Here is a 22989-nt window from a genome sequence, read left to right as displayed (position 1 = left end):
GGGGGCTCAGCCCTTCTTGGGACGTTGATCCAGAGGCAGGGAATATTCCGCCGGCACGCCGTCAAGATACATGCCCTCGTGGAACAGTTCGCCCTGCATGTCGCGCGCGGTGCCGGGGCCGTTCAGGAAGCCCCTCGCGAACAGGCCCGCCATAACGACGCCGCTATCGGGAAGTGTCAGCACGCCATAGCCTTCATAGACGCCATCATTGGTCTCGCCTTGATAGCTCGCCATCAGGGCCGGGCCTTCATAGATATCCTCGGCATATTGCTCGATTGGCGGATAAGCGGCGGCGACTTCAAGGGCTCTGGCTTCCGCCGCGCGCGCGGCAAGCTGGTCTGGGGTAAGGGCTTCAGGCAGCGCCGCACTGTCTGATTCCGGTACCGGAGCGACCGGATCCTGCGGCATGGGGGCGCGAGGGCCGCATGCAACACACATTATCGCTACCAAGCTGGCGAGCGTCGTTCGGGAATCTGGCATGGCGGCCTCCTTGTGATGCGTTGGCAGTGTATCACACCGTGGGCTTAGACGACACATCCGCTCCGGGGCATGATTGCCAATTTCGCCTGCGCGCATTAGTTACCAATCAGGGCGTCTTGTGCATGGGGGTGACAAATGACGGATCTCCGCCTGATCCAGTATTTTGAAGCCGTCTACAGGCTTTTGAGTTTTTCCAAGGCCGCCGAGGAACTCCATCTGACGCACTCGGCCGTCACGCGCGCCATCAAGACCCTCGAAGACGCCTGGGACACACCGCTCTTCTATCGCACCACGCGCTCTGTCGTCCCGACAGAGGCGGGTGAGCGCCTGTATCCGCGGGCGGTGGAATTGCTGGCCTTTTCAGCGACTGTGATGCGCGAGACCGTATCCGGCGACCGGGAGCTAAAGATTGTCGGCGGGCCTATCGCCTATGACATCCTCCTGCCGACCGTCATCAATGCCTATCGACAGGTCGCGCCCCGCATGCGCGTTCGGGCCGATGTGATGTCGCCCCACGCCGCTGTTGAGGCCTTGGTGCAACGACATGCTGACGTGGTCATTTTCAACATGTCGACGCTGCAAGCCATGCCGCACGCCAGCCGGCTGCGATTTCACGAGATCATGTCTGAGCCCTACATCATGGTGTTCAGGCCAAACCATCCGATCATGGAGATGGACAACCAGTTTGAATCACTTCTGGCCTTTCAATGGGCCTTCCCTGGCTATCTTGACTATCTGGACGGTCAGCTTCCGGACGGAATGGCCGAAGCCTTGGCCAGCGCGGATGCGCCGCAATATACGCTCTACAGCCCGACCGCCTGCATGAACCTGTCGATGATGTCCGATATCCTGACCATTGTTCCGGTCTCTCTTGCGCAGGCCAATCTCGATAGCGGTCGCCTCGCCGGAAGGCGGCTTCCGGGGATCCCCGATTATCGTGTGGGGCTGGGCTTCCGGCGAGAGGCGGAACAGGAACCCCATATTCGCGATCTTCTGGGGTGTGTTGATTCCGTTGCACGAACGCTTAGCCGCGAAAATGCTCAACGGTTGAAAGAGTTATCGTGATTTCCCCTCAAAGGTTAACTTGAGACTGTTGCGCACAAATAAGCAACAATTACTCAATTGTACTCAGGAGTGTGCTGTCGTAACTGACCTTGGTCTTTGTGATGTGGCGCGTCCCCCACCCAGAGCCGCATCACGGCTAAAAGGCACTTTGCCAGGCAGTGTATCCCCGCTGCCTGGCATTTGCAGTTTTACGAGACCCATTCTCCCAATCGATTGTTTGATGCGAATTGAAGCGGCTGCCTATTGGCCCTCACGCCGCCACGCCAGAATCAACAAGATCACCAGCAGCGCCGCCGCAAGAATGCCTGGCAGCAGCGGTTGGCTCGTGGACGAGCGAACCGCATAGGCGCCGCGCTCACGCAGGCCAAGCCAGTTATTGCCAGCCGCCGCACCGCGTGCGCTTACGCGGCGTATATCCGGAATATCCGTACCCGCTGCATTCAGTCGGAATACGCCACCGCCGGTCTGTTTCGCGAAAGGCGCCATTATCTCGGTGCTGGACTGAAGGTCGGCATATTCCTTGGGATTGGCCGGGCCGTTCAACGCCACGGCTTCCAGCCCGCCAGCTTCGGCCCGGTAGAGTCCCAGCTGGTCAATAGGCGCTTCGGCCGTGAAGATGCCGGGGGCCTTCTGTCGCCAGATCGGTTCGAGAATGCGCCCTTCAGGTGTTTCAAGCTGGAGCGGCGGCGCCGTGTCGAGCAGTGTGCGCAGCTCCATCTTGGCGGTATCGCCTTCAGCCACGAGGCTGAGCCGGCGCTCTTCAAGCTCCGGCTCTTTCATCATCCAGTGGACGGTGCGCCGGATCAATTCCGAGAAGGGGCCGCCACCATCATGACCGCGCGCCCAGAGCCAGATCTGGTCGGACATCAGCATGCCCACGCGGCCCTTGTCGACACGGTCCACAATAAAGAGTGGCTTGTCGTCCGGTCCGCTCATCAACACGTCGCCAGCCTGTGCGGTGGCCTCGATATAGCGCATCCAGCCGCCCCATTTCTGGCCATCGAGCGGCGCCGTCACAGCGTGGCGCTTGCCAACTTCGGTCAGCTTCGGGATGAACTCGCCGGTGCGGATGCGTCCGGTCGGGGCGGCGGGCAGGACAGCGGCGAGGGGAGAGCGGGCGAGGCTTCCCGGCCCGGCGAAAGGCTCGCCTGCCGCAATCAGCAGGGCGCCGCCATCGGTTACATAGCGGGCCATGTTCGCGAGATAAGACTGGGTGATGACGCCCCGGCGCTCATACTGGTCGAAGATGATCAGGTCGAAATCCTTCAGCTTGTCCTCAAACAGTTCCTCGGTCGGGAAGGCGATCAGTGCGAGTTCGTCCGTCGGCGTATAGTCGGTCTTGTAGGGCGGGCGAAGGATGGTGAAGTGGACAAGGTCGACTGAGGGGTCGGATTTCAGAAGGTCGCGCCAGACACGGCCAGCCTGGTTCGGCTTGCCCGTAACCAGCAGCACGCGCAGGCGGTCGCGCACGCCAGCCAGTGTCGAGGCGGTGCGATTGTTCGCCAGCGTCAGTTCTTCCCGGCCCGGCGGCACTTCAACGACGATGACATTCTCGCCGCGCCGTTCGATCTCGATCGGCAGCGGCGTGTCCTCGCCCGCCTTCACCTTGACGCGCTCGGCCTGGCCGCCATTCAGCGACACGCTGAGTTCAACTTCGCCGCCATCCGGGTCATCGACGCGCACGACCAGGTTTGCGGTTTCGCCAACAATGCCGAAATTGGGAGCGTCCACGATCCGGACCCTCCGGTCGCCGCGATCAGGATCGCCCACGACGAGACCATGAACCGGTCCGATCGCGCTGCCCTGGTCCGCGCCGGTGGGCAGGTCGTGGACCTGACCATCGGTCACAAATATCGCGCCCGCAATCCGGTCGCGGGGAACATCCGCCATCAGGCCTTCGAGCGCACCATAGAGATGCGTGCCATCATCATGCGGGTCGGATTCCAGTACGCGGACTTCAAGCGACGTTTCGGCTTCAAGCTTTGACTTCAGCTCGGCAAATGCGGCATTGGCGGCGCTCGCCCGGTCGCCGAACTGCATGCTCTCGGATCTGTCGAGGATGAGTGCGGCCACTGAGGGCAGGGGCTCGCGTTCTTCTTCGACGAGAGATGGATTGGAAAGGGCGGCCGCGAGCAATGTCAAAGCCAGCCCCCGCGTCAGCGCGGCCCTGCCACGCAGCACGACATAGGCGCCCCACGCCAGTACAGCGACGGCGACGACCAGCCAGAAGACCGGCCAGCCGAGGAAGGGCTCAAAGCTGAGGCGTGTCGCATCGATCATTGCGGGTCTCTTTCAGGCGCTGGGCCCAATACGTCGCTCAGGTCATTCCCGGGGGCGGTGCCGCGCAAATCGTTCGGCACGCTCGCGCCACCATCCTCGGCGCCCGTGTTGCTGATTTCGCCTTCACTTTCGCCAAGGCGCTCGAGAAGCGCAGGCAGGTGAACCTGGTCGTCCTTGTAGTTGCCGGTCAGGACATACATCACGAGATTGACGCCAAAGCGGCGCGCCATTTCGCGTTGCTGCGGGCCGCCATCAACGGAATAGAGGTCACGGCCCCGGTCATCCACCGCCCAGGCGGACGCCCAGTCTGCATCCCCCACAAACAGGCGCGAGACGCCGTCGCCGCGCGGGGCATTGGGGCCCCCGGTTTTCTCGATCCACAGGCGGCGGTTTGCGAAGCGGCCGGGGAAATCGTCAAGCAGGTAGAAACTGCGTGCGAGGACATGATTGGCCGGTACAGGTTGCAGGGGTGGGGCATCGAGGCCCTCAAGCAATTTTTCAAGCGGGGCCACACTCGTGTCCGTGCCAACCGTTCCGCCTGCACGCGTGTCGATAATCAGCGCGCCGCCGGAGCGGAGATAAGTGTTGAGATGCGCAATGGCCGTGTCTGACAGCGGCGGGGCGTGGTCGGAGACGTTGAAGTAGATAAGCGGATAGAGTTCCAGCGCGTCGGTCTCGAGGTTCAGCGCGTCGGGCTCAGCCGGCTCGACGGACGTGCGCAAGCTAAGCACCGAGGAGAGGCCTGACAGGCCCGCCCGGGTACGCTCATTGAGGGCGCCATTGTCGGTTTCCACATAGCCGAAGCGCATTGTCAGGGCCGCGTCGATTTCTTTCTGTGTCGCATTGCCGGTGCGCGGAAGCGCATCGACTTGCGGCGCCGTCGAGACGCGGCGGAACGAGCCGTCCGGCATCTGCTGGTAACGATAGGACTGGGCCTCTGCGCTATGGGGCAGGGTAGTGGCCATGGTGCAGATCAGGAGCAGGGCTGCTGCGCCCTTTGCCGCGCGCCCCAGACGGGGCAGGTGGCCAGCCACGAGGAGGGCGATGAACAGGTCCACCACAAGCAAGATTGCAGCAATCGCAAGCAACGGCCCGGCAAGCCGCAGCGAGCGCGCCTCTGCATCACCCAGCAGGCGCGCCGACACCGGCCAGGTATCGATCAGGTTTGGTTTGGCACCGGCGCCAGCATTTAGCGCAAGGGTGCCTGAAGGGCCCTGATAGAGGCCCGGCGGATGGGCTTCGGATGGCTTTACCGTGTCGAAATCGCCAGCTTTCAGCGGCGCGGCACTGGCGCCCGCTGCAGCCAGACGACCGTAACCGTCAAGCACCAGCTGCGGCGTGTAGGCGCCTTCTGCGTCACTGACCGCTTCCCCGCGCCCGGCCGCAATGGAGCGGCGCAGCATCTGCTCGAACGTGGCGGAATAGGGCAGGTTCGACCAGTCTGGCCCGGCCGTGATATGGAACAGGATCAGCGTGCCGGACCCACGTGAGTCGGCTGTCACCAGCGGGCTGCCATCGGCGAGACGGGCCCATGTCTTCCGGCCGAGATCGGGCGCAGGCTTCGCGAGCACCTGCTGGCGAATGCGCACGTCGGCCGGAATGGGCAGGCCGGCAAAGGGCGATGCTGCGGGGAAGGGAGCCATGGCTTGTGGTTCGTCCCAGGCGAGGGCGCCACCCAGCGCGCGCGAGGATCGGCGCAGTGCCACGGGAAGCAGGTCATCGCCCTGAGACGCAAGGTGCGGCCCGGCAAAGCGGATGAGCGCACCGCCTTGCTCAACCCAGTCTGTCAGGCGTTTCGCATCTTCAGGCTGGATCTGGCCAATGTCGGTCAGGATGATCGCATCGGGCGACGTGGCGACGAGCGATTCAATGCTGCCTTCGGTGATCGAGGCAAAGGGTTCGAGCGCTTTGCGCACATAGTGCATATCGGAGAGCAGCGGCTGCGCGGCGGCGCCCGCATCCACGAGACCCACGCGGCGCGACCTGTCGGATGAATCCCAGAGCCAGACCGTGCCAGCGCCTTGGCGACCCGTCGCGGTAAAGCGCGCCACACGTGACAGGGCTGCGGCAGGAATGGAGAAGCTCGCCGTGGCTTCGCGTTCACCGTCCGCAAACACAACTTCGGATGTGGCAAGCGCGGAACCGTCGAGCGTGAGGGCGGACACAAAGCTGCGCTCCTCGCCGCGCGGCTGGACGCGGCGCGCGGTGACCGACACAGAGTCCGTTTGTGACGTGATGCCGGTGATTGCGGCCGGGCCGGTAGGCGGCGCAGCATAGACCGAGAGCGGCGCCATCGCGGCCAGTGCGGCGGCAAAGGCGCGCCCGCCTTCATCCTCAACGCCATCACTTGCCCAGAAAATGCGGTCCGGTTTCAGGCCGGAGTCTTTCAATCGTTTCAGCGCCTCGGTCCGGTCTGTGCCCCAGGGCTGCGGACGAAGCGAATTCAGCCGCTTGGCCATGTCGGCGCGCGACAGGCGCGTTGCGGGATCGGCATTCAGTGTCTGCGGCGCGGTCAGCAGGAGATGCGCCGGCGCATCGCGCCCACCCGTGTCGAGCGTTGCGGTCGCCGCATCCACCAGCTCGCTCCAGCGCGGCGCCGAGGGCCAGCCATTATCAACGACAACCAGCAGCGCGCCGCCGGCATCGGCGGCTTCATTCTTCGCGCCCGGCGCATAGACGGGCTGGGAAAGGCCCGCGATGGCGGCGGCGGCGGCCAGCGTGCGGATCAGCCAGACCCACCAGGGCGTTCGGGCGGGTGTTTCTTCTTTTGGTTCAACGCCTTCAAGCAGGCGCAAGGATGGCAGTTCGACATCCCTTGGCGCAGGCGGCGTTGCCCGCAGCACCCACCAGATGATCGGCAGCGCCAGAAGCGCGAACAGCGCCAGCGGCGCACCGAAGAGGAATGGGCCAAGCGCTGTCATCCGCGCGCCCCGAAACTCTCAAGCGCCATTTTCAGACGTGCGGCGCCATGCAGGCTGGGCGTGGCCGTCGTGTGGGTCACAAGGCGCCAGCCGATCTGGGTGGTGAGTGTCTGCAGGGCTTCGCGCTGTTCTGCAAACTTGCGCTTGTATTCATCCCGCATCGTCTCGGCGCGTCCAAGGATGCGGTCCACCATGGCCCCGGGCCGGTGCAGTTTCACGCGGCCCTGAAAAGGAAAGTCGAGTTCGATGGGCGCGGCGACCGCCAGCAGCACGCCTTCGGGGCATTTGGCGGCGAGCGGTTTCAGCCGCGCCTGCCATTCCGGGATCGGATCATAAAAGTCGGATGCAATCACCAGCGTGGCCGATGTGCGGGGCGGCGGCGGGAAGGGGCGACCCGCGCCATTGGTAATATCCTCCGACAGCCGATCAACCGCGCGTTTGCCGAAGCTCGGCGTGCGGCCAGCGCCAAGCGCGCCGATGCGCTCGCCGTCCTTGGACATCATCAGGCCAAGCGCCAGCATGAGGAGGCGTGCTTCGTCCGCCTTGGTGCGGATGTCGCCCTCGCCCTTCCAGTTGAAGCCCGGATGCGGGTCACACCAGAACAGCACTGTGCGCGCGGTTTCGAGTTCGGTCTCGCGCACGAAGAGGTCGTTGCCCTTGGCCGACCGGCGCCAGTCGACCCGGTCGGCGGCATCTTCCTGCGTATGGTGGCGATATTGCCAGAATTGTTCGCCCGTGCCCGCGCGGCGACGTCCGGCGCTGCCGATATGGGCGGCTTCAGAGGCCTCGGCCTTGAAGTTCAGGTTCGGCAGCTGGCGTGCCAGCGCCTCGGCTTCAGCGCGAAGATCGGAGGAGGGAGTCATTCCGGGAAATTCACGCCACCTTCCGCGCGAGGTCGTTGATCAGGTCGGTCAGGCTTGGCGCTTCGCCGGTCGGGTCGTAGCGCATCGCCATGCGGTGGCCGAGGCAGGGTTCGGCGAGGGCTTCCACATCTTCAATCGAGGGCGCGAGGCGCCCACGCAGCAGGGCGCGCGACCGTGCCGCCAGCATCAGCGCCTGCCCGGCGCGCGGGCTTGGGCCCCAGTCGACGAGACGCTGCACGCGGGCGTCGCTGGTCTGCTCGGGCCGCGCTTCGCGGATCAGATTCAGGATGGCCGAGACGATTTTCTCGCCGACCGGCATACGGCGCACGAGCGCCTGAATGGCGATGAGATGGTCTGCGTCGAGCGCCGCGCGCACGGTGCCTTCGGCGCCGCCGGTCGTCTCGATCAGGATACGGCGCTCGGTGTCCAGGTCCGGATAGGCGACATCCACTTTCAAGAGGAAACGGTCGAGCTGGGCTTCAGGCAGGGGATAGGTGCCTTCCTGCTCGATCGGGTTCTGCGTGGCCAGCACGTGGAAGGGGGCAGGCAGGTCATGGCGCATGCCCGCAACGGTCACATGACGCTCCTGCATGGCCTGGAGCAGGGCAGACTGGGTGCGGGGGCTGGCGCGGTTGATCTCGTCGGCCATCAGCAGCTGGGTGAAGATCGGGCCGCGCAGGAAGCGGAAGCTGCGCTGGCCTTCGGCCGTCTCATCCATCACTTCCGAGCCGAGGATATCGGAGGGCATCAGGTCCGGCGTGAACTGGATGCGCTGGTTTGACAGGCCGAGCGCGGTGCCCATGGCTTCAACGAGGCGTGTCTTGGCAAGGCCCGGCGCGCCGATCAACAGCGCGTGACCACCCGCCAGAACGGCCGCCAGGGCCAGCTCGATGACGCGTTCCTGCCCGAAGACAGCCTTGCCGATTTCCGCCTTGACCTGACGCAGGGTCTCGGTGGCGGCTTCGGCCTCGGCAACTATGTCATTCGTATCGACTGCAGTATCGGCCATATAAAGAGCGCCTCCGGCTTCACGTATCTGGTAAACAAACCTATGTCTAAGGCGTCATCATGGCGGAGTGAGACGTGAAATCCAGTCCCGACAACACATTGAGCCTAGAGGAGACGCTTAAGGCTATCCTGCCGGATGGCAAGCTGTCCGGGAAGCTGCCGCCTGTGGATTCGTGGAATCCGCAAAATTGTGGCGATATTGATATGGCGATCCGCGCCGATGGCAGCTGGTGGCATGAAGGTGGTCGCATGAATCGCGAGCGTATGGTGAAAATGTTCTCGCGCATCCTGCGCAAGGATGAAGACGGGAAAACCTATCTCGTCACGCCCTATGAAAAAGTCGTCGTGGACGTCGAGGATGCCCCCTTCATTGCTGTGCGCGTTGACCGTGCCGGTGAGGCCGGGCCGCAGCAGGCGCTCGCCTTCCTCACCAATGTCGGCGATGTGGCGGTGGCCGGGCCGGACAACCCCATCCGCGTCGAAACCGATGCCGAGACCGGCGAACCGGCGCCCTACGTACTGGTGCGCGGACGGCTGGAGGCCAAGATTGCCCGTGCGGCTTTCTATGAGCTGGTCGACATGGCAGAGACTGATCCGAAGGACGAGAGTGTTCTCGGGGTGTGGAGCCAGGGCGTATTCTTTCCCATTGGCGCGGCAGCCTGAGCCGGATGCCGTATACCAATCTCGATGATTTCCTGACGCGCGCCGCTGCCCGGCTGACGCCGCCCATGGACGAAATGACACTGCAGGACACGGGCGACATGGATTTCCTGACGCCGGAAGAAGTGGCCATCATCCGCCCTGCTGCAGTGCTGATCGGCATCCTTCCCCGCAAAAGCGGCCCAACGGCCCTCCTCACCGTGCGCCCGACCACCATGGCTTCCCATCCGGGCCAGGTCGCCTTCCCGGGTGGCAAGGTCGACCCCATCGACGTCGATGAGGTCGCCGCCGCCCTGCGCGAGGCCGAAGAAGAAGTCGGTGTCATTCCGGAGGATGTCGACGTGATCGGCAAGGCGGCGCCCTACGTGACGGGCACGCGCTTTCGTATCACCCCGGTTCTGGGCGTGCTTCCGGCCGATTTTGTCGCCGTGCCGGACCCAACGGAAGTGGCTGATGTATTCGAAACCCCGCTCGATTTCCTGATGAACACGGCCAACCACACGATGGGCCACGCCACGTACCAGGGAAAGAAGCGCGAGTATTACGAGATGCCCCATAATGGCTATCGTATCTGGGGTGTCACGGCCGGGATTATCCGCCGCCTTTACCAGACGCTATATGAAGGGGGCGATTAGGGGTTTGGAATGAGCCTTTAGGGGCTTATCTAGACAGAGACCTGAATTGGAGGGGACTTTTGGCCGGCAGACTCGTTTTTGAGCTCTTTATCTTTTCGATCCCGTTCCTCGTGTTCGGGCTCTACGTGCTGGTCACGACAAATGCGGAAGTCGAAGGGCGGCGCAAATGGCCGATCCAGATCCTGTTCCTGATCGGGCTTGGTCTGGCGACCGCTGTCTGGTTCCTGTTGATCCTGCTGGAAAAGAAGGAGCGCGATGTCTGCCATGAACCGGCCCGGTTCGAGAATGGCGTGATCATTCCTGCGCGCGATTATCCCTGCGAACAGAATGTGCGTGATGTGGGGGTCCCGCTGAAGCGTGATCCGGGCATCGTGCCGCAAGGCGCTGATGGTCCATCCGATTCGCATGATCCGTCGGAAATCCAGGCGCGCTATCCGGAAACCGTTGAATCCGACAGCCCAGATGATCCCGATTGACCCGATTTCGCCATCCTGGCTGAGCGGGGAGGGGACGCAGGCCGTCATGGCGGCGCTCGAAGCCGCGCGCCCCGGCGGATCGCGCTTTGTTGGCGGCTGCGTGCGTAACGTGTTTCGCGGCACGACGCAGGATGACGACGATATTGATATCGCCACGCAGCTGGAGCCGCCCGCCACGATAGCGGCGCTGGAGGCGGCAGGCATTCGCGCGCTGCCCACGGGCATCGATCACGGGACGATCACGGCCATCTTCAAGGGCCGCCCGTTCGAGATCACCACGCTGCGCCGGGACGTCGAGACGGACGGACGCCGCGCTGTCGTCGCGTTCACTCAGGATTGGGCAGAAGACGCCGCCCGTCGCGATTTCCGCCTGAATGCGCTTTATGCCGACCTGAATGGCCGGGTTTTCGAACCGATTGCCGAAGGCGTAGCCGATGCAGTCTCGGGCCGTGTCATCTTTATAGGGGATGCCGATGAACGCCTGCGCGAGGATTATCTGCGCATCCTGCGATTCTTCCGCTTCAACGCCTGGTATGGCGAGACGATTGACCCGGAAGGCCTCGCCGCCTGTGCGCGCCAGATGCAGGGTCTCGACAAGATTGCGGCTGAGCGCATCTGGAAAGAGCTGAAAAAGCTCCTCGCAGCGCCTGCCCCCTCTGCGGCAGTACTGGCCATGGAGGAATCGGGCGTGTTGGAACAGGTGCTGCCGGGCACCGAGGCTGGCGGTCTTGTCGCGCTGTGCGAGGCAGAGAAGCGGGCCGGCCTTAGCGCCGATCCGATGCGCCGTGTCATGGCGCTACTGCCCCGGCGCGGGCGGGAAGTGGACGCAATGGCCGCGCGCCTGAAGCTCTCGAATGAAGAACACAGGCGCCTGTCGGCCTGGGCCAGCGCCGGCATGGATCATGTCGAAGGCCTCGCCCCGCAGGACCTGCACGCCGCGATCTATGCCTATGGCCCCGAAGCGGTTGCGGATCGCGCCGTGGTGGAAGCGGCCCAGACCGAGCGAATTGATGCGCTCGCCGCACGCCTAGACACCATTACAGGCTGGAAGCGGCCCGTTTTCCCGGTCGGCGGGGATGACGCAATGGCGGCCGGGCTGAGCGGTCCAGAGGTTGGGCAGGCTCTTCGTGCGGCAGAAGCGGCCTGGATCGACGGCGATTTCACGATGGGCCGCACGGAATTGCTCGCCCTGCTCAAGCGCCCGGATTAGCGCCCCAGAGCGACGCGGTCATGTAGGACGCGAACATGAGCCAGCTGAGATAAGGAAGCTGGATCAGCGCGGCCGTTCGCGAATGCCGGTCAAACTCGCGCACCATCGCAAAGGCCAGCAGCAACAGGCCGGCCATGATGCAGAAGGCGAGCCCTGTATCCTCAAGCCCGAAAAAGGCGAGATTCCAGATCATTCCCACGCCGAGAAGCATGAAATAGAGGCCAAGCGCGCTGCTCGCGGCCCGGAAGCTTCCAGCCGCTTTCGATACCATCAGCGCGCCCGCCACGACCGTAATCAGTGCGACAGGCCAGGCGGTCATCACGGCCGTTCCGTTCGGCACAAGCGGCGGCTTTGCGAGGCCCGCATACCAGTCCAGTGATGCGCCGTTGACCACCATCAGGCCAAGGCCGCACGCCACCACGGCGCTGGCCACGACCAGAACCCCGCTTGCCCACGGAAAGGGATATTCGCGTACCACCACCATAGGGCGATTGTACGCGCCTAATGGCTATCCGTCATGACAGATCGTTGAAAACAGGGATTATTTCGCCATGCTGCATTGCGCAGGGCAGGATGGGCCTAGGGCCACTTCACCACGGGCGGCATGCTTGAGAGAATGCTGGTGACATTGCCGCCGGTTTTCAGCCCGAATGTGGTGCCCCGGTCATAGAGCAGGTTGAACTCGACATAGCGCCCGCGCTGGATCAGCTGCTCCTCCCGCTCGGCTTCGCTCCATGGCCGGTTCATGCGGCGGGCAACCAGTTTCGGATAGATATCGGCGAACTGGAGACCAACCTCCTGCGTGAACGCGAAATCGCCCTCCCAGTCGCTCGAATTGAACCTGTCGTAGAATATGCCGCCGGTGCCGCGCGGCTCATTGCGGTGGGCGAGGTGGAAGTAGGAATCACAATGATCGCGCATGGCGGTAAAATCTGCGCCGTCATAGGAATCGCACGCCGCCTTCATCGCGGCGTGGAAATCCACAGAATCTTCAAAGGCCTGATCACGCTGGTAATCGAGCAGGGGATTGAGGTCGCCGCCACCGCCAAACCAGCTGTCGCTGGTGACCAGCATGCGCGTGTTCATGTGCGCGGCGGGCACATGTGGATTGCGCGGGTGGGCGATCAGGCTGACGCCGCTGGCCCAGAAGTGTCCGTCGGATTGGTCAGCGCCGGGTATCTGGGCGGCGAAAGCTTCCGAAAATGTCCCGTGCACAAGGGAGAAATGGACACCGACCTTCTCGAACACCCGGCCACGCATAAGGCCCATCCGGCCCCCGCCAAGGTCTTCGCTGCCGTCTCCACGGGACCATTCGGTCAGTTCGAAACGGCCTGCAGGGCCTTTATAGAGCGGCGGGGCAGCCGCATCTTCGAGCGCTTCAAAGCGGGCGCAGATGTCTTCCTGGAGGGATTTGAACCACGCGCTTGCGCGGGTCTTGCGGGCATTCAGATCAGGTTCGGTCATGCTGCTTTTGATGCGCTGTTGGCGCTCCTGCGACAAGCGCGCTGTTGTCACAGGCCACAAGTCAGGATAACGCGCGTCGGATAAGTGTTTTACCGGGCTTCCCGTGTCGCCTTGCCGCAATGGGCAGGGGAGGGAGGCTTGTGTAATACGGGGCCAAGATTCTGCCTTGAAGGACGGGTACAGCGTGACTGATCAAACTGCACATTCCCATGACGAAGCCGTCGATGAAGATCGCCGCAACTTTATCCATATCGCCACGGGCGCTGTGGCCTTTGGTGGCGTCGCCTGCTTCGCGATCGCAGCCGTCGACCAGTGGAACCCCGCTGCCGATACGCGCGCCGCGTCGGCTCTGGATGTTGATATCTCGAAAGTGCCGCTGGGCGGCGAAATTCGCGTCCTGATCGGCGGCAAGCCATTCTTCATCCGTCACCGTACGCCGGCAGAGATTACCGCCGCCGAGAACGTCAACGTTGCCACGCTGCGCGACCCTGAAACGGACGACGAGCGCCTCCGCCCGATGCAGGATGGCAAGCTGAACCGCGCTATCCTGATCACGTCAGGCGCCTGTACCCACCTCGGCTGCGTGCCGGTCGGTCCTGCGCAAGGCAATGTGGGTGAGTATGGCGGCTGGTACTGCCCGTGCCACGGCTCGCAATACGATACATCCGGCCGCATCCGCAAAGGCCCGGCCCCGTCGAATCTCCCGGTTCCGAACTACACGTATGTGTCGGCAACCGTAGTCAACATTTCCCTCTAAGGAAGGATACCTCTGATGAGCGGACATGAATCATCCTACACGCCAAATACCGGCTTCGAAAAATGGCTCGACAAGCGCCTGCCCATCATTCGCTTTGCGAATGACACGGCAATCACCTTCCCGACGCCGAAAAACCTGAACTACTGGTACACGTTCGGCGGGATCCTCGCGATCTGCCTCGTCGTCCAGATCCTGACGGGTGTCATCCTGGCGATGCACTACGAGCCGAATGTCAACGGCGCCTTCGCCTCGGTCGAGCGCATCATGCGCGACGTGCCATTTGGCTGGCTGCTGCGCTATATCCACTCCAACGGCGCCTCGATGTTCTTCTTCGCCGTCTATATCCACATGTTCCGCGGCCTCTATTACGGGTCGTACAAGGCCCCGCGCGAAATCCTCTGGATCCTCGGCTGTGTGATCTTCCTGCTCATGATCGCTACAGCCTTCCTCGGCTACATGCTGCCATGGGGCCAGATGTCCTATCACGGCGCCAACGTGATCACGTCGCTCTTCGGCGCCATCCCGCTGATCGGTGAAAGCCTTCAGACATGGATCCTCGGCGGGCCTTCGATCGGCAACCAGACGCTCCAGCGCTTCTTCTCGCTGCACTACCTGCTGCCGTTCATGATCGCCGCTGTCGTGATCCTGCACATCTGGGCGCTTCACGTGCCCGGCAACAACAACCCGACCGGCGTTGAAGTGCAGGATGTGGAAAAGGACACTGTGCCGTTCCACCCTTATTACACGATCAAGGACGGCTTCGCGATTGTGTTATACCTGATCCTGTTCGCAGCTTTCGTGTTCTACGCCCCGAATGCGCTCGGCCATGCCGACCAGGCCATTGAGGCCAACCCGCTGGTCACCCCGGCGCACATCGTGCCCGAATGGTACATGCTGCCATTCTACGCCATCCTGCGGGCCATCACGTTCGACCTCGGTCCGATCCCGGCCAAGCTGCTCGGCGTTATCTTCATGTTCGCGGCCATCGCCATCCTGTTCGTGCTGCCATGGCTCGACACGTCGAAAGTGAAGTCGATGCGTTACCGTCCGGTCGCGCGTCAGTTCTTCTTCGGTTTTGTCGTGGTCTGCCTTCTGCTCGGCTGGTGCGGTGCGAAAGCCCCTGATGCAGCTGTTATCCCGGCGCTTCAGGGCGATAAGGTGCTCGTTGTCAGCTATACCGAGAACGGTCAGGAAGCGACCAGTGAATACAAGGGTGGCGGCGAAGCCTATCTTGACGCCAAGCGCTTCATGGAAAGCCTTCCCGAAGATGCCAACCCTTCACTGGCCGCTGTCGCCGCGCCGACTTTCCAGTTCGCTCAGCTCTCACTGATCCTGACGATCTGCTACTTCGGCTTTTTCTTCATGCTCTTCTTTATCGGTCTGTCCGAGAAGCCGAAGGAACTGCCGGAATCCATCCATAAATCCGTGCTCAAGCGCCACAAGGCGTCGACAGCCACCGCCGTTCCGGCCGAATAGGGAGCCTCGAGGGAATTCCATGAAAGCGTTCCGCATCCTCGCTGCCGGTCTTGCCGGTCTTAGCCTCGCAGCCATGGCGCATGCCGAAGGCGGCGCCGCAGCCCACCCCCATGAACCAGAAGGTGGCTGGCCATTCGACGGCATCACCGGCCAGTTCGACATGCCATCCCTCCAGCGCGGCTATCAGGTCTATCGGGAAGTCTGCTCGTCCTGCCACTCGATGAAGCTGTTGAGCTATCGTAACCTGGGCGAGCCCGGCGGCCCTTTCTACGATCCGGCCTATCCGAATCCGAACGACAACCCGTTCGTCAAGGCGCTTGCCGCCGATGTCGAAATCCAGAGCCCGACGCCGAATGAAGTTGGTGACTATGATTTCCGTCCCGCCATGCCGGCTGACCAGTTCCGCTCGCCTTACGCCAACGTGAACGCTGCCCGCGCCGCGAACAATGGTGCGGCCCCGCCGGATCTCTCGGTTATCGTGAAGGCCCGCCACGGCGGCGCCAGCTACGTTTACAGCCTTCTCTCCGGCTACCCGCATGAAGATGCGATCAGCACGCGTGAAGTGACCCCGGCCGCCGTGACGACTCCCGCGTCGGACAATGGCACGCCTGATGACCCAAGCGATGACGTCGCTGAAGTATCGACGCCTGCCGAAATGCAGACGATTATCGACATGTCGAAGGTCCATGTTGCAGGTCACGAAGCGGCTGAAGGTGAGCACGGCGATGCCGGCCTGCTGATCCAGCCTGCTGGCCAGTACTACAATCCCTACATGGCAGGCGACACGACGCCGCAATATATCGGCGATCCGCGCGAGTCTCCTCCCGGCGGTTTCCTCGCCATGGGTCCTCAACTGACCCCGGGACGCGTCACCTACGCTGATGGCACTGAGGCGACAACGGAACAGATGGCCCATGACGTGGCCCAGTTCCTGGCCTGGGCCAGCGATCCGAAGCAGATCACCCGCAAGTCGCTCGGCCTGCCGGTCATGATTTATCTGGGCATTCTGTCGGTCCTGCTCTGGTTCTCCTACAAGCGCATCTGGCGCAAGGTCGAGCACTAGGCGCCTTGCCGGCAAAGGCACACAATTCAGCCGTCCGCCACGCGACCGTGGCGGACGGCTTTTTGATTGAAGCCCTGACGCGCCGCATCTGGATCGGCCGTGTCAGCGCTGAATCCGCCGTCTTTCGCGAAACGCCGGAAAGCGTTTCGGCCCAGCTTGCCAAGGGCGGCGGGGTTATTCTTGAAGTCGACGGTGAGCCGATCGGCTCGGGCCGGTTTGTGCCCGTGCCGGGGCCCGGCGGGCAGGGCAACTGGATCGAGATCAAGCGTATCGGTGTGCTACCGGGCTTTCAGAAGCGCGGGTTTGGCGCCGTCATTCTTGAAGAGCTGGAACGCATGGGCCGGGCGCGAAAGGCTGAAGGTGCGCAGCTCGCCATCAGGGCGGATCAGCCTCGCCTGATCGTGTTCTACGAAGCCCTTGATTACGTGCGTGCAGATGATGTTGAGCTGACGACACCCAACCCGCTTTCCCCGCCGCCTTTCGGCATGCGCAAGATATTCAGGACTGATACATGACCCAATGGACACTCGGCATAATCGGCGGCTCCGGCCTCTACGAGATCGAAGGCCTTGAGGACCGCCGCGAAGAGACGGTCGAGACGCCCTGGGGCGCGCCGTCCGATACGCTGGTGCGTGGCCGTATCGGCGATGTCGAGCTAGTTTTCCTGCCGCGCCACGGCAAAGGCCACCGCCTCACGCCGACAAGCGTTCCCTACCGCGCCAATATCGCAGCGCTCAAGGCGGCCGGTGTGACGGATGTCCTGTCCATTTCGGCCTGTGGCAGCCTGAAGGAGCAGTATGTTCCGGGCCATTTCGTCGCCGTGGACCAGTTCATCGACCGTACAGTGGGCCGGGAATGCACCTTCTTTGGTCCGGGAATGGTCGCGCATGTCTCCATGGCGCGCCCGGTATGCTCCCGTCTGTCGATGCTTGCGGCCGATGCTGCCGCGTCTGTTGGCGCCGAAATGCACCGCGGCGGCACCTATCTCGCCATGGAAGGCCCGCAATTCTCGTCGCTGGCGGAATCGAAACTCTATCGCCAGTGGGGCTGCGACGTTATCGGCATGACGGCCATGCCCGAAGCCAAGCTCGCCCGCGAGGCAGAGCTGCCCTACGCCACCCTCGCCATGGTTACCGACTATGATTGCTGGCGCGAGGAAGAAGAGGCGGTCAGCGTGACCAATGTGCTGGAAATCATGGGGCAGAACAGCGCGCTGGCCCGTCAGGCCGTTGTGAAACTGGCGCAAACGCTGAGCGGAACGGAGCGTACCCTGTCGCCTGACGGCATCGATACATGCCTCGACTATGCCTTGATCACGGCGCCTTCGGGTCGAGACCCTGAATTGCTCGCGAAACTTCAAGTGATTGCAGGGCGCGCTCTGCAAGGTTAAGGTTTCCTTTCAATTGACCAATGGCTGGCCTTGGGAGGCGGCGGGACGATTGAAGGGGACCTCAGAATGAGCGAGTCGGATTTCTATACCTTCTTCACCGGCGGCCTCGGTCTGCTGATTGCCGCTGCGCTGCTGATCGCCTGGCAGCTCTGGCGTGTCCGCGATGACGAACGTGAGGGCGCCAAGTCTGCGCTCGAGGGCGTCAGCCACGAATTGCGCATCAACCTGCAGCGCATGGTGACGGAAGTTGCCCAGCTTGCCGCCAACCATGAGGCCGGCCCGGACGCACTCTTGCCGATCCGCCATCCCCAGCTCGATGGCGTCAATTCCACCATGATCCGCGCCAATCGCAACGCCATAGCGGTTGTCGGGGCGACCTATCAGGAGCTTGAAGCCCGCAAGATGAGTCTCCGGGCTGTTCTCGCCCAGGGGCGCGATCCCGCTGCAGCGCTTGATGATTCCATGGACGCCGTGATCAACGGCATTGCCACGCTCTACATGTGGGAAGTCCATAATGGCGCCCGTCCGTCTGATGCCGGCACCGTGCGCAGCTGGCACGTTCGCGACTGGATGAAGAGCCATGGGTTCACGCAGGATGCCCTGCCGGGCATGTATCTGCGCGACGAAGTTGTCGAACGCCTGCGCACCTATGGCCTGCATCTGACGCCTCAACCGCTGACCCATACGGCGCATGAATATTACAATATGCAATATGACAGGCATGCCGACATACGCGGTCCGCTCTGGCGCCGCAAAGTGGACAAGGATGTGGATGAAGTTGTTATCGAGGAAGATGACGATGAAGTGACAGCGACTCCTGACGATGCAGTCACCAAAGAGGCAGAATTGCACTGATCGCCTGAAGGGCGAAACGGGGCGGTTTCGGGGCATTTTACAGGCAGCAGGAACCGTAGCGGTCACTTGGGCGTCAGTTGCTCAGGACCAGCAAACGGAGCCTCGTCATGAAACGCACACTCACTGCAACTGCCGCCATCGTGGCCCTTCTTGCCATGCCTGCCTATGCGCAGGTTTCCGGCATCGACACGACCACCACACCGTCAACAGACGCCTCGATTGATATAGCCCCTCCGGCCATGGAAACCGGTGCTGACATCATGGCTGACGGCGAGCCCTATCCTGATGATGTGATGGATATTGAGACGCGCGAAGAGGCTGGAATGGCCATTTCTGGACCTGAGGCCAATGCCGAAGCCGAAGTTGCCGCCGATGCTGAAGCCCAGGGTGATGCTGATGCCGAGATCGACACTCAGATCGACAATGAATTCGAGCCGGAACCCGATCTGGACATCAGCTCTCACCTCGATCTGAAAGTTGACAAGGAATAGGTTGACCCTCCCGACCTCAGACGAGCTGCGTCCACCCCTGCAGGCTCGCCATGAGTGGCCCGGCACGCGTGTTTCCACGCGGGCCGGGCCTTTTACGTTTGCGGAATAGGGGTAAGGTGCTTCAAGCGAGTGCTGATGCGACGAGGAGAGATCACATGAAATACCTGCTGGCCGCGCTGGCCCTCTCACTGCCGCTCGCAGCCTGCGCAACACCGCGGGCGCCAACTGCGCCGGCTCCCGTGGTAGAGGCTGTTGATGCGGCGGCGGAGACGGCAGCAATCGTTGCTGTTCTCAACGCACAGGACACAGCCTGGAACCGGGGCGATATCGACGCCTTCATGGATGGCTATTGGCGCTCGCCAGAGCTGCGCTTTGCCTCCGGCGGCAATATCACCCGTGGCTGGGACGAAACGAATGCCCGCTATCACCGCGTCTATGGCACGCCAGAGCTCATGGGCACACTGACAACAACGGATTATGAGATTGTCATCCTCTCGCCCGACGCAGCGATTGCCCATGGCGCCTGGATGCTGGAGCGCGATGGCGATCGGCCATCCGGCCTCTACACATTGGTCATGCGCAAGATAGATGGCGAGTGGCTTATCGTTTCCGATACGACCACTTCTGCCGACTGAATCAGATTCCGCATTTGCATGGCGCGTCAATGCAGGCAAAAACGCTTGCGGGGACGGAGAGTCACGCATGACGCGCGCAACACTTGATCACGAGACCAGCAATTTCCAGCTCGAACGCGAGATCGAGCGGCCGTGGTTCCGTCATCTCATCACCGTGCTCATCGTTATCAACGCGGTCATTCTCGGCGTGCTGACCTATCATTCCCAGCTGCCGCGCGGGGCTGTGCTGGCCATGGAAATCTTCGACCATGCGGTCACGTGGATCTTTGTCGTCGAGATCGGTCTGAAGCTCGTCGTCTATCGTATGCAATTCTTCAAGTCGGGCTGGAACTGGTTCGATTTCGTTGTCGTTGGCGTATCGATGGCCCCGGGCGGCGCCGCCTTCAGCGTTCTGCGGGCCATGCGGGTGCTGCGTATCCTGCGCCTCTTGCACATCGTGCCGGTGATGAAGCGCATTACCGAGGCCCTGATGAAAGCGCTGCCCGGCATGGGTGCGATCTTTGCCGTCCTGGCGCTCGTTACCTATGTCGGCGCGGTCATGGCCACCAACATGTTTGGCGAGACCGATGATCCGGACGTTGCACTCCTCTTCGGCGACCTGCCAAAATCGGCCTATTCGCTGTTTCAGGTCATGACGATGGACGGCTGGCGGTTTGAAGTGGTCCAGAAGGTGATCGATGACGGCAATCCCTATGCGTGGATTTTCTTCATTATCTTCATTTTCATCGCCAGTTTCGCCATCCTCAACCTTTTCATCGCCTTGGTCGTTGACGCTCTTGCATCGGAGCAAAAAGCGCTTCTGGAAGAAGGCATTCACGATATCGAGGAGGAAATCGAAGAGGAATTCGACGAGGCGGAAGACCAGCGCGGCGATATCATTAAGCTTCTGACTGCCCTGCGCGCCGAGATTGCAGAGCTGAAACAGGCGGTTGAAAATCGCGATCATTAACCCTGCGTCAAGCTGCGCGCTTTTGCTTCACGCATATGTCAGTCCTGCTCACTCACATTCTGCGCAATTCCTGCTATAAGAGTGCAGGATGAACCTATGGTCTCGACTGCTGGAGGGCGGACACCGCCCGTTTGAACCGGATTCGTCCGATCCCGAGCCTGAGGGCAATGATTGCGCGCCCGACCCCAATGATGTCGGCTTCACCGCCGCTGTCGTCGGGCTGGGGGCCAAGCTGGCCATGGCCGATGGGGCGGTGACGGATCAGGAAATCATGGTCTTCTCGCGCGTCTTCCGCGCCGCGCCTGAAGATGCTGACAATGTCCGCCGCGTGTTCAATATCGCCCGCCAGACTGTTCGCGGCTATGAAAGCTATGCGCGCCGCATCGGCCGGAAATACAAGAACCGGCCTTGCCTGCTGGAAGGCGTACTGGATGGCCTGTTCCAGATTGCCGGCGCCGATGGTGTTATCACCGATCCCGAAATGCAGTTCCTCGCCACAGTGGCCGAAGCGTTCGGCTTCAGCGATGCCACGTTCCGCCGCATTCGGGCGAGCCATCTCGGGCCTGACCGCGACGATCCCTATCATATACTCGGCGTGCCCCATGATGCGGAGTTCAAATCCATCCGCGCGGCCTATCGCCAGTTAATGGCCGATAACCATCCAGACCGTATCGTCCATATCGGTGCCCCGCGTGAGTTCGAAGATGCCGCCCATGCCAAGGCCGCCTCGATCACGGCCGCCTATGCCCAGATCCGCACGGAACGGGGCCTCCTGGTGCGGCCCGACTAGGCAGTTCACGAAATTGGCATAAGGGTCGCAGCAAGCGCGATTGACGCGGTGCCATGATGCCGCCATCTTGATAAGTGATAAAAGGATCTGTCATGACACAAAATGCATCAGGCCTGTTTCCCTTCACGCTCGCTGGCGCTGCGCGCGGCGGGATCGCTCTATTCATCCAGGTGATGATCGGCATGGTCCTTCTGGCCGCTGCCGGCATGTTTGCGGTGATGACCGCCTTTGCGGGCCTCATCCTCGCGGGTGCGGCTCTGGTCATGCGTTTTGCGGGCTCTCGTAGCACGCCAACGATGCGCCCGCGGACTGAAGGTGAACCATTGACACTCGAAGCCCGACGCACACCCCGCGGCTGGACCGTCGAATAGACGCCGATCTCCACAATCGTCTAACGCAATCGGATTTTACCTGCCGGAACGGTTTCGGCATGGCTTGTCCATGAGTTTGACATGAAACGGTTCGCCGGTTTTCGCAGCCGGAAACGCCTGCGCCTGCGTCCCTAGCGGTCGAAGAGTTTCGAGACGCTTTCCTCGTTGGCGATGCGCCGGATGGCCTCGCCGAGGAGGGGGGCGATCGGGAGAACCCGGATCGATTTGGATTTAAGCGCCGAGGCCGAAGGCTGGATCGTGTCGGTCATGACCAGTTCGTCGAGCACCGAGCCTTCGATCCGCTTGACCGCTTCGCCCGACAGAACGCCGTGCGTGACATACGCGGATACGGAAACGGCGCCGTGTTCCTTCAGCGCCGCTGCAGCATTTGCGAGGGTTCCGCCTGAGTCGCACATGTCATCGAGCATGATGCAACGGGCGCCTTTGACTTCACCGATAATGTTCATCACTTCGGACTTGCCGGCTTCAGGGCGGCGCTTGTCGACGATGGCAAGGTCGGCGTCGATCCGCTTGGCGAGTGAGCGCGCGCGGACCACACCGCCGACATCGGGCGACACGACAATGATCTTGTCCTTGTGGAAGCGTTCCTTGATGTCGTCGACCATGACCGGTCCACCGAACAGGTTGTCGGTCGGAATATCGAAGAAGCCCTGAATCTGGCCCGCGTGCAGGTCCACCGTCAGCACGCGGTCAGCACCGGCTGAACAGATGAGGTTGGCAACCAGCTTGGCGGATATGGGTGTGCGGCCATCGGTTTTACGGTCCTGACGGGCATAGCCGAAATAGGGGATGACGGCCGTGATGCGGCGGGCCGAGGCGCGCTTCAGGGCGTCCATGCAGATCAGGAGCTGCATAAGATTGTCATTGGCAGGATAGGAGGTCGACTGGATCACGAAGACGTCTTCGCCGCGAACGTTCTCGTCAATGCGGACGAAAATTTCCTGGTCGGCGAAGGATTTCACTTCGGAACGCGTCAGGCGCATGTCCAGATAGTCGGCGATGGCCTCAGCCAAAGGGCGGTTTGCATTGCACGACAGTAGTTTCATGGATCGATCAGCCTTGATTACCCGCCACCCGTGTCGCTTTTGTAACAAAGCCCTGCGAGTCGCAACCGGCAAACGCGGTTGAT

At 62.2% G+C, this 22989-nt stretch carries 24 protein-coding genes; 16 read left to right on the top strand and 8 right to left on the bottom strand.

The window, feature by feature from the left end; genetic code table 11:
* Positions 1-6: 6 nt before the first annotated feature.
* Complete coding sequence (locus V7651_RS04420) at positions 7-480, bottom strand: MORN repeat-containing protein (RefSeq protein ID WP_335612359.1); 474 nt, start codon at positions 478-480, stop codon at positions 7-9.
* A gap of 135 nt (positions 481-615) precedes the next feature.
* On the opposite strand from V7651_RS04420, the gene V7651_RS04415 reads away from it, so the two are divergent.
* Entirely contained in the window at positions 616-1545 is a 930-nt protein-coding gene (locus V7651_RS04415) for a LysR family transcriptional regulator (protein WP_335612358.1), read from the top strand.
* A gap of 240 nt (positions 1546-1785) precedes the next feature.
* On the opposite strand, the gene V7651_RS04410 is transcribed toward V7651_RS04415, so the two are convergent.
* Genes V7651_RS04410 through V7651_RS04395 form a run of 4 tightly spaced genes read right to left on the bottom strand, consistent with a single transcriptional unit; the run spans position 1786 to position 8618 of the window.
* Positions 1786-3825 (bottom strand): hypothetical protein, encoded by a 2040-nt coding sequence (locus V7651_RS04410; protein WP_335612357.1) that lies wholly within the window; start codon positions 3823-3825, stop codon positions 1786-1788.
* The gene (locus V7651_RS04405) at positions 3822-6746 is read right to left on the bottom strand and encodes a DUF4159 domain-containing protein (protein WP_335612356.1); all 2925 of its coding nucleotides are present in this window, start codon (positions 6744-6746) and stop codon (positions 3822-3824) included. Before V7651_RS04405 ends, V7651_RS04410 begins: the two co-directional genes overlap by 4 nt.
* Positions 6743-7609 (bottom strand): DUF58 domain-containing protein, encoded by an 867-nt coding sequence (locus V7651_RS04400; protein WP_335612355.1) that lies wholly within the window; start codon positions 7607-7609, stop codon positions 6743-6745. The genes V7651_RS04405 and V7651_RS04400 overlap by 4 nt, the downstream gene beginning before the upstream one ends.
* A 10-nt stretch (positions 7610-7619) precedes the next feature.
* A complete protein-coding gene (locus V7651_RS04395; protein ID WP_335612354.1) occupies positions 7620-8618 on the bottom strand; it encodes an AAA family ATPase in 999 nt (332 codons plus the stop codon).
* A 74-nt stretch (positions 8619-8692) separates the two neighbouring features.
* Here V7651_RS04395 and V7651_RS04390 point away from each other — a divergent pair, with 74 nt between their 5' ends.
* The 4 genes from V7651_RS04390 to V7651_RS04375 are packed head-to-tail and all read left to right on the top strand — an operon-like array spanning position 8693 to position 11598.
* Positions 8693-9280 carry a DUF1285 domain-containing protein gene (locus V7651_RS04390; protein ID WP_335612353.1) on the top strand — a complete coding sequence of 196 codons (588 nt, stop codon included), beginning with the start codon at positions 8693-8695 and terminating at the stop codon, positions 9278-9280.
* A gap of 5 nt (positions 9281-9285) precedes the next feature.
* Positions 9286-9912 carry a CoA pyrophosphatase gene (locus tag V7651_RS04385; RefSeq protein WP_335612352.1) on the top strand — a complete coding sequence of 209 codons (627 nt, stop codon included), beginning with the start codon at positions 9286-9288 and terminating at the stop codon, positions 9910-9912.
* 59 nt (positions 9913-9971) lie between these two features.
* Positions 9972-10388, top strand: coding sequence for a DUF6111 family protein (locus tag V7651_RS04380; RefSeq protein ID WP_335612351.1), 417 nt, complete (start codon positions 9972-9974; stop codon positions 10386-10388).
* Positions 10375-11598, top strand: coding sequence for a CCA tRNA nucleotidyltransferase (locus V7651_RS04375; RefSeq protein ID WP_335612350.1), 1224 nt, complete (start codon positions 10375-10377; stop codon positions 11596-11598). The genes V7651_RS04380 and V7651_RS04375 overlap by 14 nt, the downstream gene beginning before the upstream one ends.
* Here V7651_RS04375 and V7651_RS04370 read toward each other — a convergent pair.
* Entirely contained in the window at positions 11582-12031 is a 450-nt protein-coding gene (locus tag V7651_RS04370) for a TspO/MBR family protein (RefSeq protein WP_335612349.1), read from the bottom strand. The genes V7651_RS04375 and V7651_RS04370 overlap by 17 nt on opposite strands.
* A 146-nt stretch (positions 12032-12177) precedes the next feature.
* Positions 12178-13062, bottom strand: coding sequence for an oxygen-dependent coproporphyrinogen oxidase (gene hemF, locus V7651_RS04365; RefSeq protein WP_335612348.1), 885 nt, complete (start codon positions 13060-13062; stop codon positions 12178-12180).
* A gap of 184 nt (positions 13063-13246) precedes the next feature.
* On the opposite strand from hemF, the gene petA reads away from it, so the two are divergent.
* From petA to V7651_RS04310, 11 genes are all read left to right on the top strand, one after another.
* Positions 13247-13819: a ubiquinol-cytochrome c reductase iron-sulfur subunit gene (gene petA / locus V7651_RS04360; protein WP_335612347.1), complete on the top strand. Its 573-nt coding sequence runs from the start codon at positions 13247-13249 to the stop codon at positions 13817-13819.
* Between the two features lie 15 nt (positions 13820-13834).
* The gene (locus V7651_RS04355) at positions 13835-15295 is read left to right on the top strand and encodes a cytochrome b (RefSeq protein WP_335612346.1); all 1461 of its coding nucleotides are present in this window, start codon (positions 13835-13837) and stop codon (positions 15293-15295) included.
* Between the two features lie 19 nt (positions 15296-15314).
* On the top strand, positions 15315-16358 hold the full coding sequence (locus tag V7651_RS04350; RefSeq protein WP_335612345.1) for a cytochrome c1: 1044 nt from the start codon (positions 15315-15317) through the stop codon (positions 16356-16358).
* A 5-nt stretch (positions 16359-16363) separates the two neighbouring features.
* Complete coding sequence (locus V7651_RS04345) at positions 16364-16873, top strand: GNAT family N-acetyltransferase (protein ID WP_335612344.1); 510 nt, start codon at positions 16364-16366, stop codon at positions 16871-16873.
* Complete coding sequence (locus V7651_RS04340) at positions 16870-17748, top strand: S-methyl-5'-thioadenosine phosphorylase (protein ID WP_335612343.1); 879 nt, start codon at positions 16870-16872, stop codon at positions 17746-17748. The genes V7651_RS04345 and V7651_RS04340 overlap by 4 nt, the downstream gene beginning before the upstream one ends.
* Before the next feature lie 66 nt (positions 17749-17814).
* Positions 17815-18603 carry a hypothetical protein gene (locus tag V7651_RS04335; protein WP_335612342.1) on the top strand — a complete coding sequence of 263 codons (789 nt, stop codon included), beginning with the start codon at positions 17815-17817 and terminating at the stop codon, positions 18601-18603.
* Between the two features lie 107 nt (positions 18604-18710).
* Positions 18711-19094: a hypothetical protein gene (locus tag V7651_RS04330; RefSeq protein ID WP_335612341.1), complete on the top strand. Its 384-nt coding sequence runs from the start codon at positions 18711-18713 to the stop codon at positions 19092-19094.
* Positions 19095-19249: 155 nt separating this feature from the next.
* On the top strand, positions 19250-19729 hold the full coding sequence (locus tag V7651_RS04325) for a YybH family protein (protein ID WP_335612340.1): 480 nt from the start codon (positions 19250-19252) through the stop codon (positions 19727-19729).
* 67 nt (positions 19730-19796) lie between these two features.
* Positions 19797-20678: an ion transporter gene (locus V7651_RS04320; protein ID WP_335612339.1), complete on the top strand. Its 882-nt coding sequence runs from the start codon at positions 19797-19799 to the stop codon at positions 20676-20678.
* An 88-nt stretch (positions 20679-20766) separates the two neighbouring features.
* Positions 20767-21468: a molecular chaperone DjiA gene (locus V7651_RS04315; RefSeq protein WP_335612338.1), complete on the top strand. Its 702-nt coding sequence runs from the start codon at positions 20767-20769 to the stop codon at positions 21466-21468.
* 92 nt (positions 21469-21560) lie between these two features.
* Positions 21561-21839 (top strand): hypothetical protein, encoded by a 279-nt coding sequence (locus tag V7651_RS04310; RefSeq protein WP_335612337.1) that lies wholly within the window; start codon positions 21561-21563, stop codon positions 21837-21839.
* Between the two features lie 131 nt (positions 21840-21970).
* Here the strand turns inward: V7651_RS04310 and V7651_RS04305 are convergent, their stop codons facing one another.
* Complete coding sequence (locus V7651_RS04305; protein WP_335612336.1) at positions 21971-22906, bottom strand: ribose-phosphate pyrophosphokinase; 936 nt, start codon at positions 22904-22906, stop codon at positions 21971-21973.
* Positions 22907-22989 lie beyond the last annotated feature (83 nt).

The sequence above is a fragment of the Hyphomonas oceanitis genome, assembly GCF_036964545.1.
GTDB classification, from domain to species: domain Bacteria; phylum Pseudomonadota; class Alphaproteobacteria; order Caulobacterales; family Hyphomonadaceae; genus Hyphomonas; species Hyphomonas oceanitis.
Note: the sequence above shows the minus strand (reverse complement) of the source record. Positions and strands in the feature narration are given on the sequence as shown.

Bases quoted from the DNA above. Each gene is read 5' to 3' on its own strand.
- V7651_RS04420 (WP_335612359.1), bottom strand. From the start codon at position 480: ATGCCAGATTCCCGAACGACGCTCGCCAGCTTGGTAGCGATAATGTGT.
- V7651_RS04415 (WP_335612358.1), top strand. From the start codon at position 616: ATGACGGATCTCCGCCTGATCCAGTATTTTGAAGCCGTCTACAGGCTT.
- V7651_RS04410 (WP_335612357.1), bottom strand. From the start codon at position 3,825: ATGATCGATGCGACACGCCTCAGCTTTGAGCCCTTCCTCGGCTGGCCG.
- V7651_RS04405 (WP_335612356.1), bottom strand. From the start codon at position 6,746: ATGACAGCGCTTGGCCCATTCCTCTTCGGTGCGCCGCTGGCGCTGTTC.
- V7651_RS04400 (WP_335612355.1), bottom strand. From the start codon at position 7,609: ATGACTCCCTCCTCCGATCTTCGCGCTGAAGCCGAGGCGCTGGCACGC.
- V7651_RS04395 (WP_335612354.1), bottom strand. From the start codon at position 8,618: ATGGCCGATACTGCAGTCGATACGAATGACATAGTTGCCGAGGCCGAA.
- V7651_RS04385 (WP_335612352.1), top strand. From the start codon at position 9,286: ATGCCGTATACCAATCTCGATGATTTCCTGACGCGCGCCGCTGCCCGG.
- V7651_RS04375 (WP_335612350.1), top strand. From the start codon at position 10,375: ATGATCCCGATTGACCCGATTTCGCCATCCTGGCTGAGCGGGGAGGGG.
- hemF (WP_335612348.1), bottom strand. From the start codon at position 13,062: ATGACCGAACCTGATCTGAATGCCCGCAAGACCCGCGCAAGCGCGTGG.
- V7651_RS04355 (WP_335612346.1), top strand. From the start codon at position 13,835: ATGAGCGGACATGAATCATCCTACACGCCAAATACCGGCTTCGAAAAA.
- V7651_RS04350 (WP_335612345.1), top strand. From the start codon at position 15,315: ATGAAAGCGTTCCGCATCCTCGCTGCCGGTCTTGCCGGTCTTAGCCTC.
- V7651_RS04340 (WP_335612343.1), top strand. From the start codon at position 16,870: ATGACCCAATGGACACTCGGCATAATCGGCGGCTCCGGCCTCTACGAG.
- V7651_RS04335 (WP_335612342.1), top strand. From the start codon at position 17,815: ATGAGCGAGTCGGATTTCTATACCTTCTTCACCGGCGGCCTCGGTCTG.
- V7651_RS04330 (WP_335612341.1), top strand. From the start codon at position 18,711: ATGAAACGCACACTCACTGCAACTGCCGCCATCGTGGCCCTTCTTGCC.
- V7651_RS04325 (WP_335612340.1), top strand. From the start codon at position 19,250: ATGAAATACCTGCTGGCCGCGCTGGCCCTCTCACTGCCGCTCGCAGCC.
- V7651_RS04320 (WP_335612339.1), top strand. From the start codon at position 19,797: ATGACGCGCGCAACACTTGATCACGAGACCAGCAATTTCCAGCTCGAA.
- V7651_RS04315 (WP_335612338.1), top strand. From the start codon at position 20,767: ATGAACCTATGGTCTCGACTGCTGGAGGGCGGACACCGCCCGTTTGAA.
- V7651_RS04310 (WP_335612337.1), top strand. From the start codon at position 21,561: ATGACACAAAATGCATCAGGCCTGTTTCCCTTCACGCTCGCTGGCGCT.
- V7651_RS04305 (WP_335612336.1), bottom strand. From the start codon at position 22,906: ATGAAACTACTGTCGTGCAATGCAAACCGCCCTTTGGCTGAGGCCATC.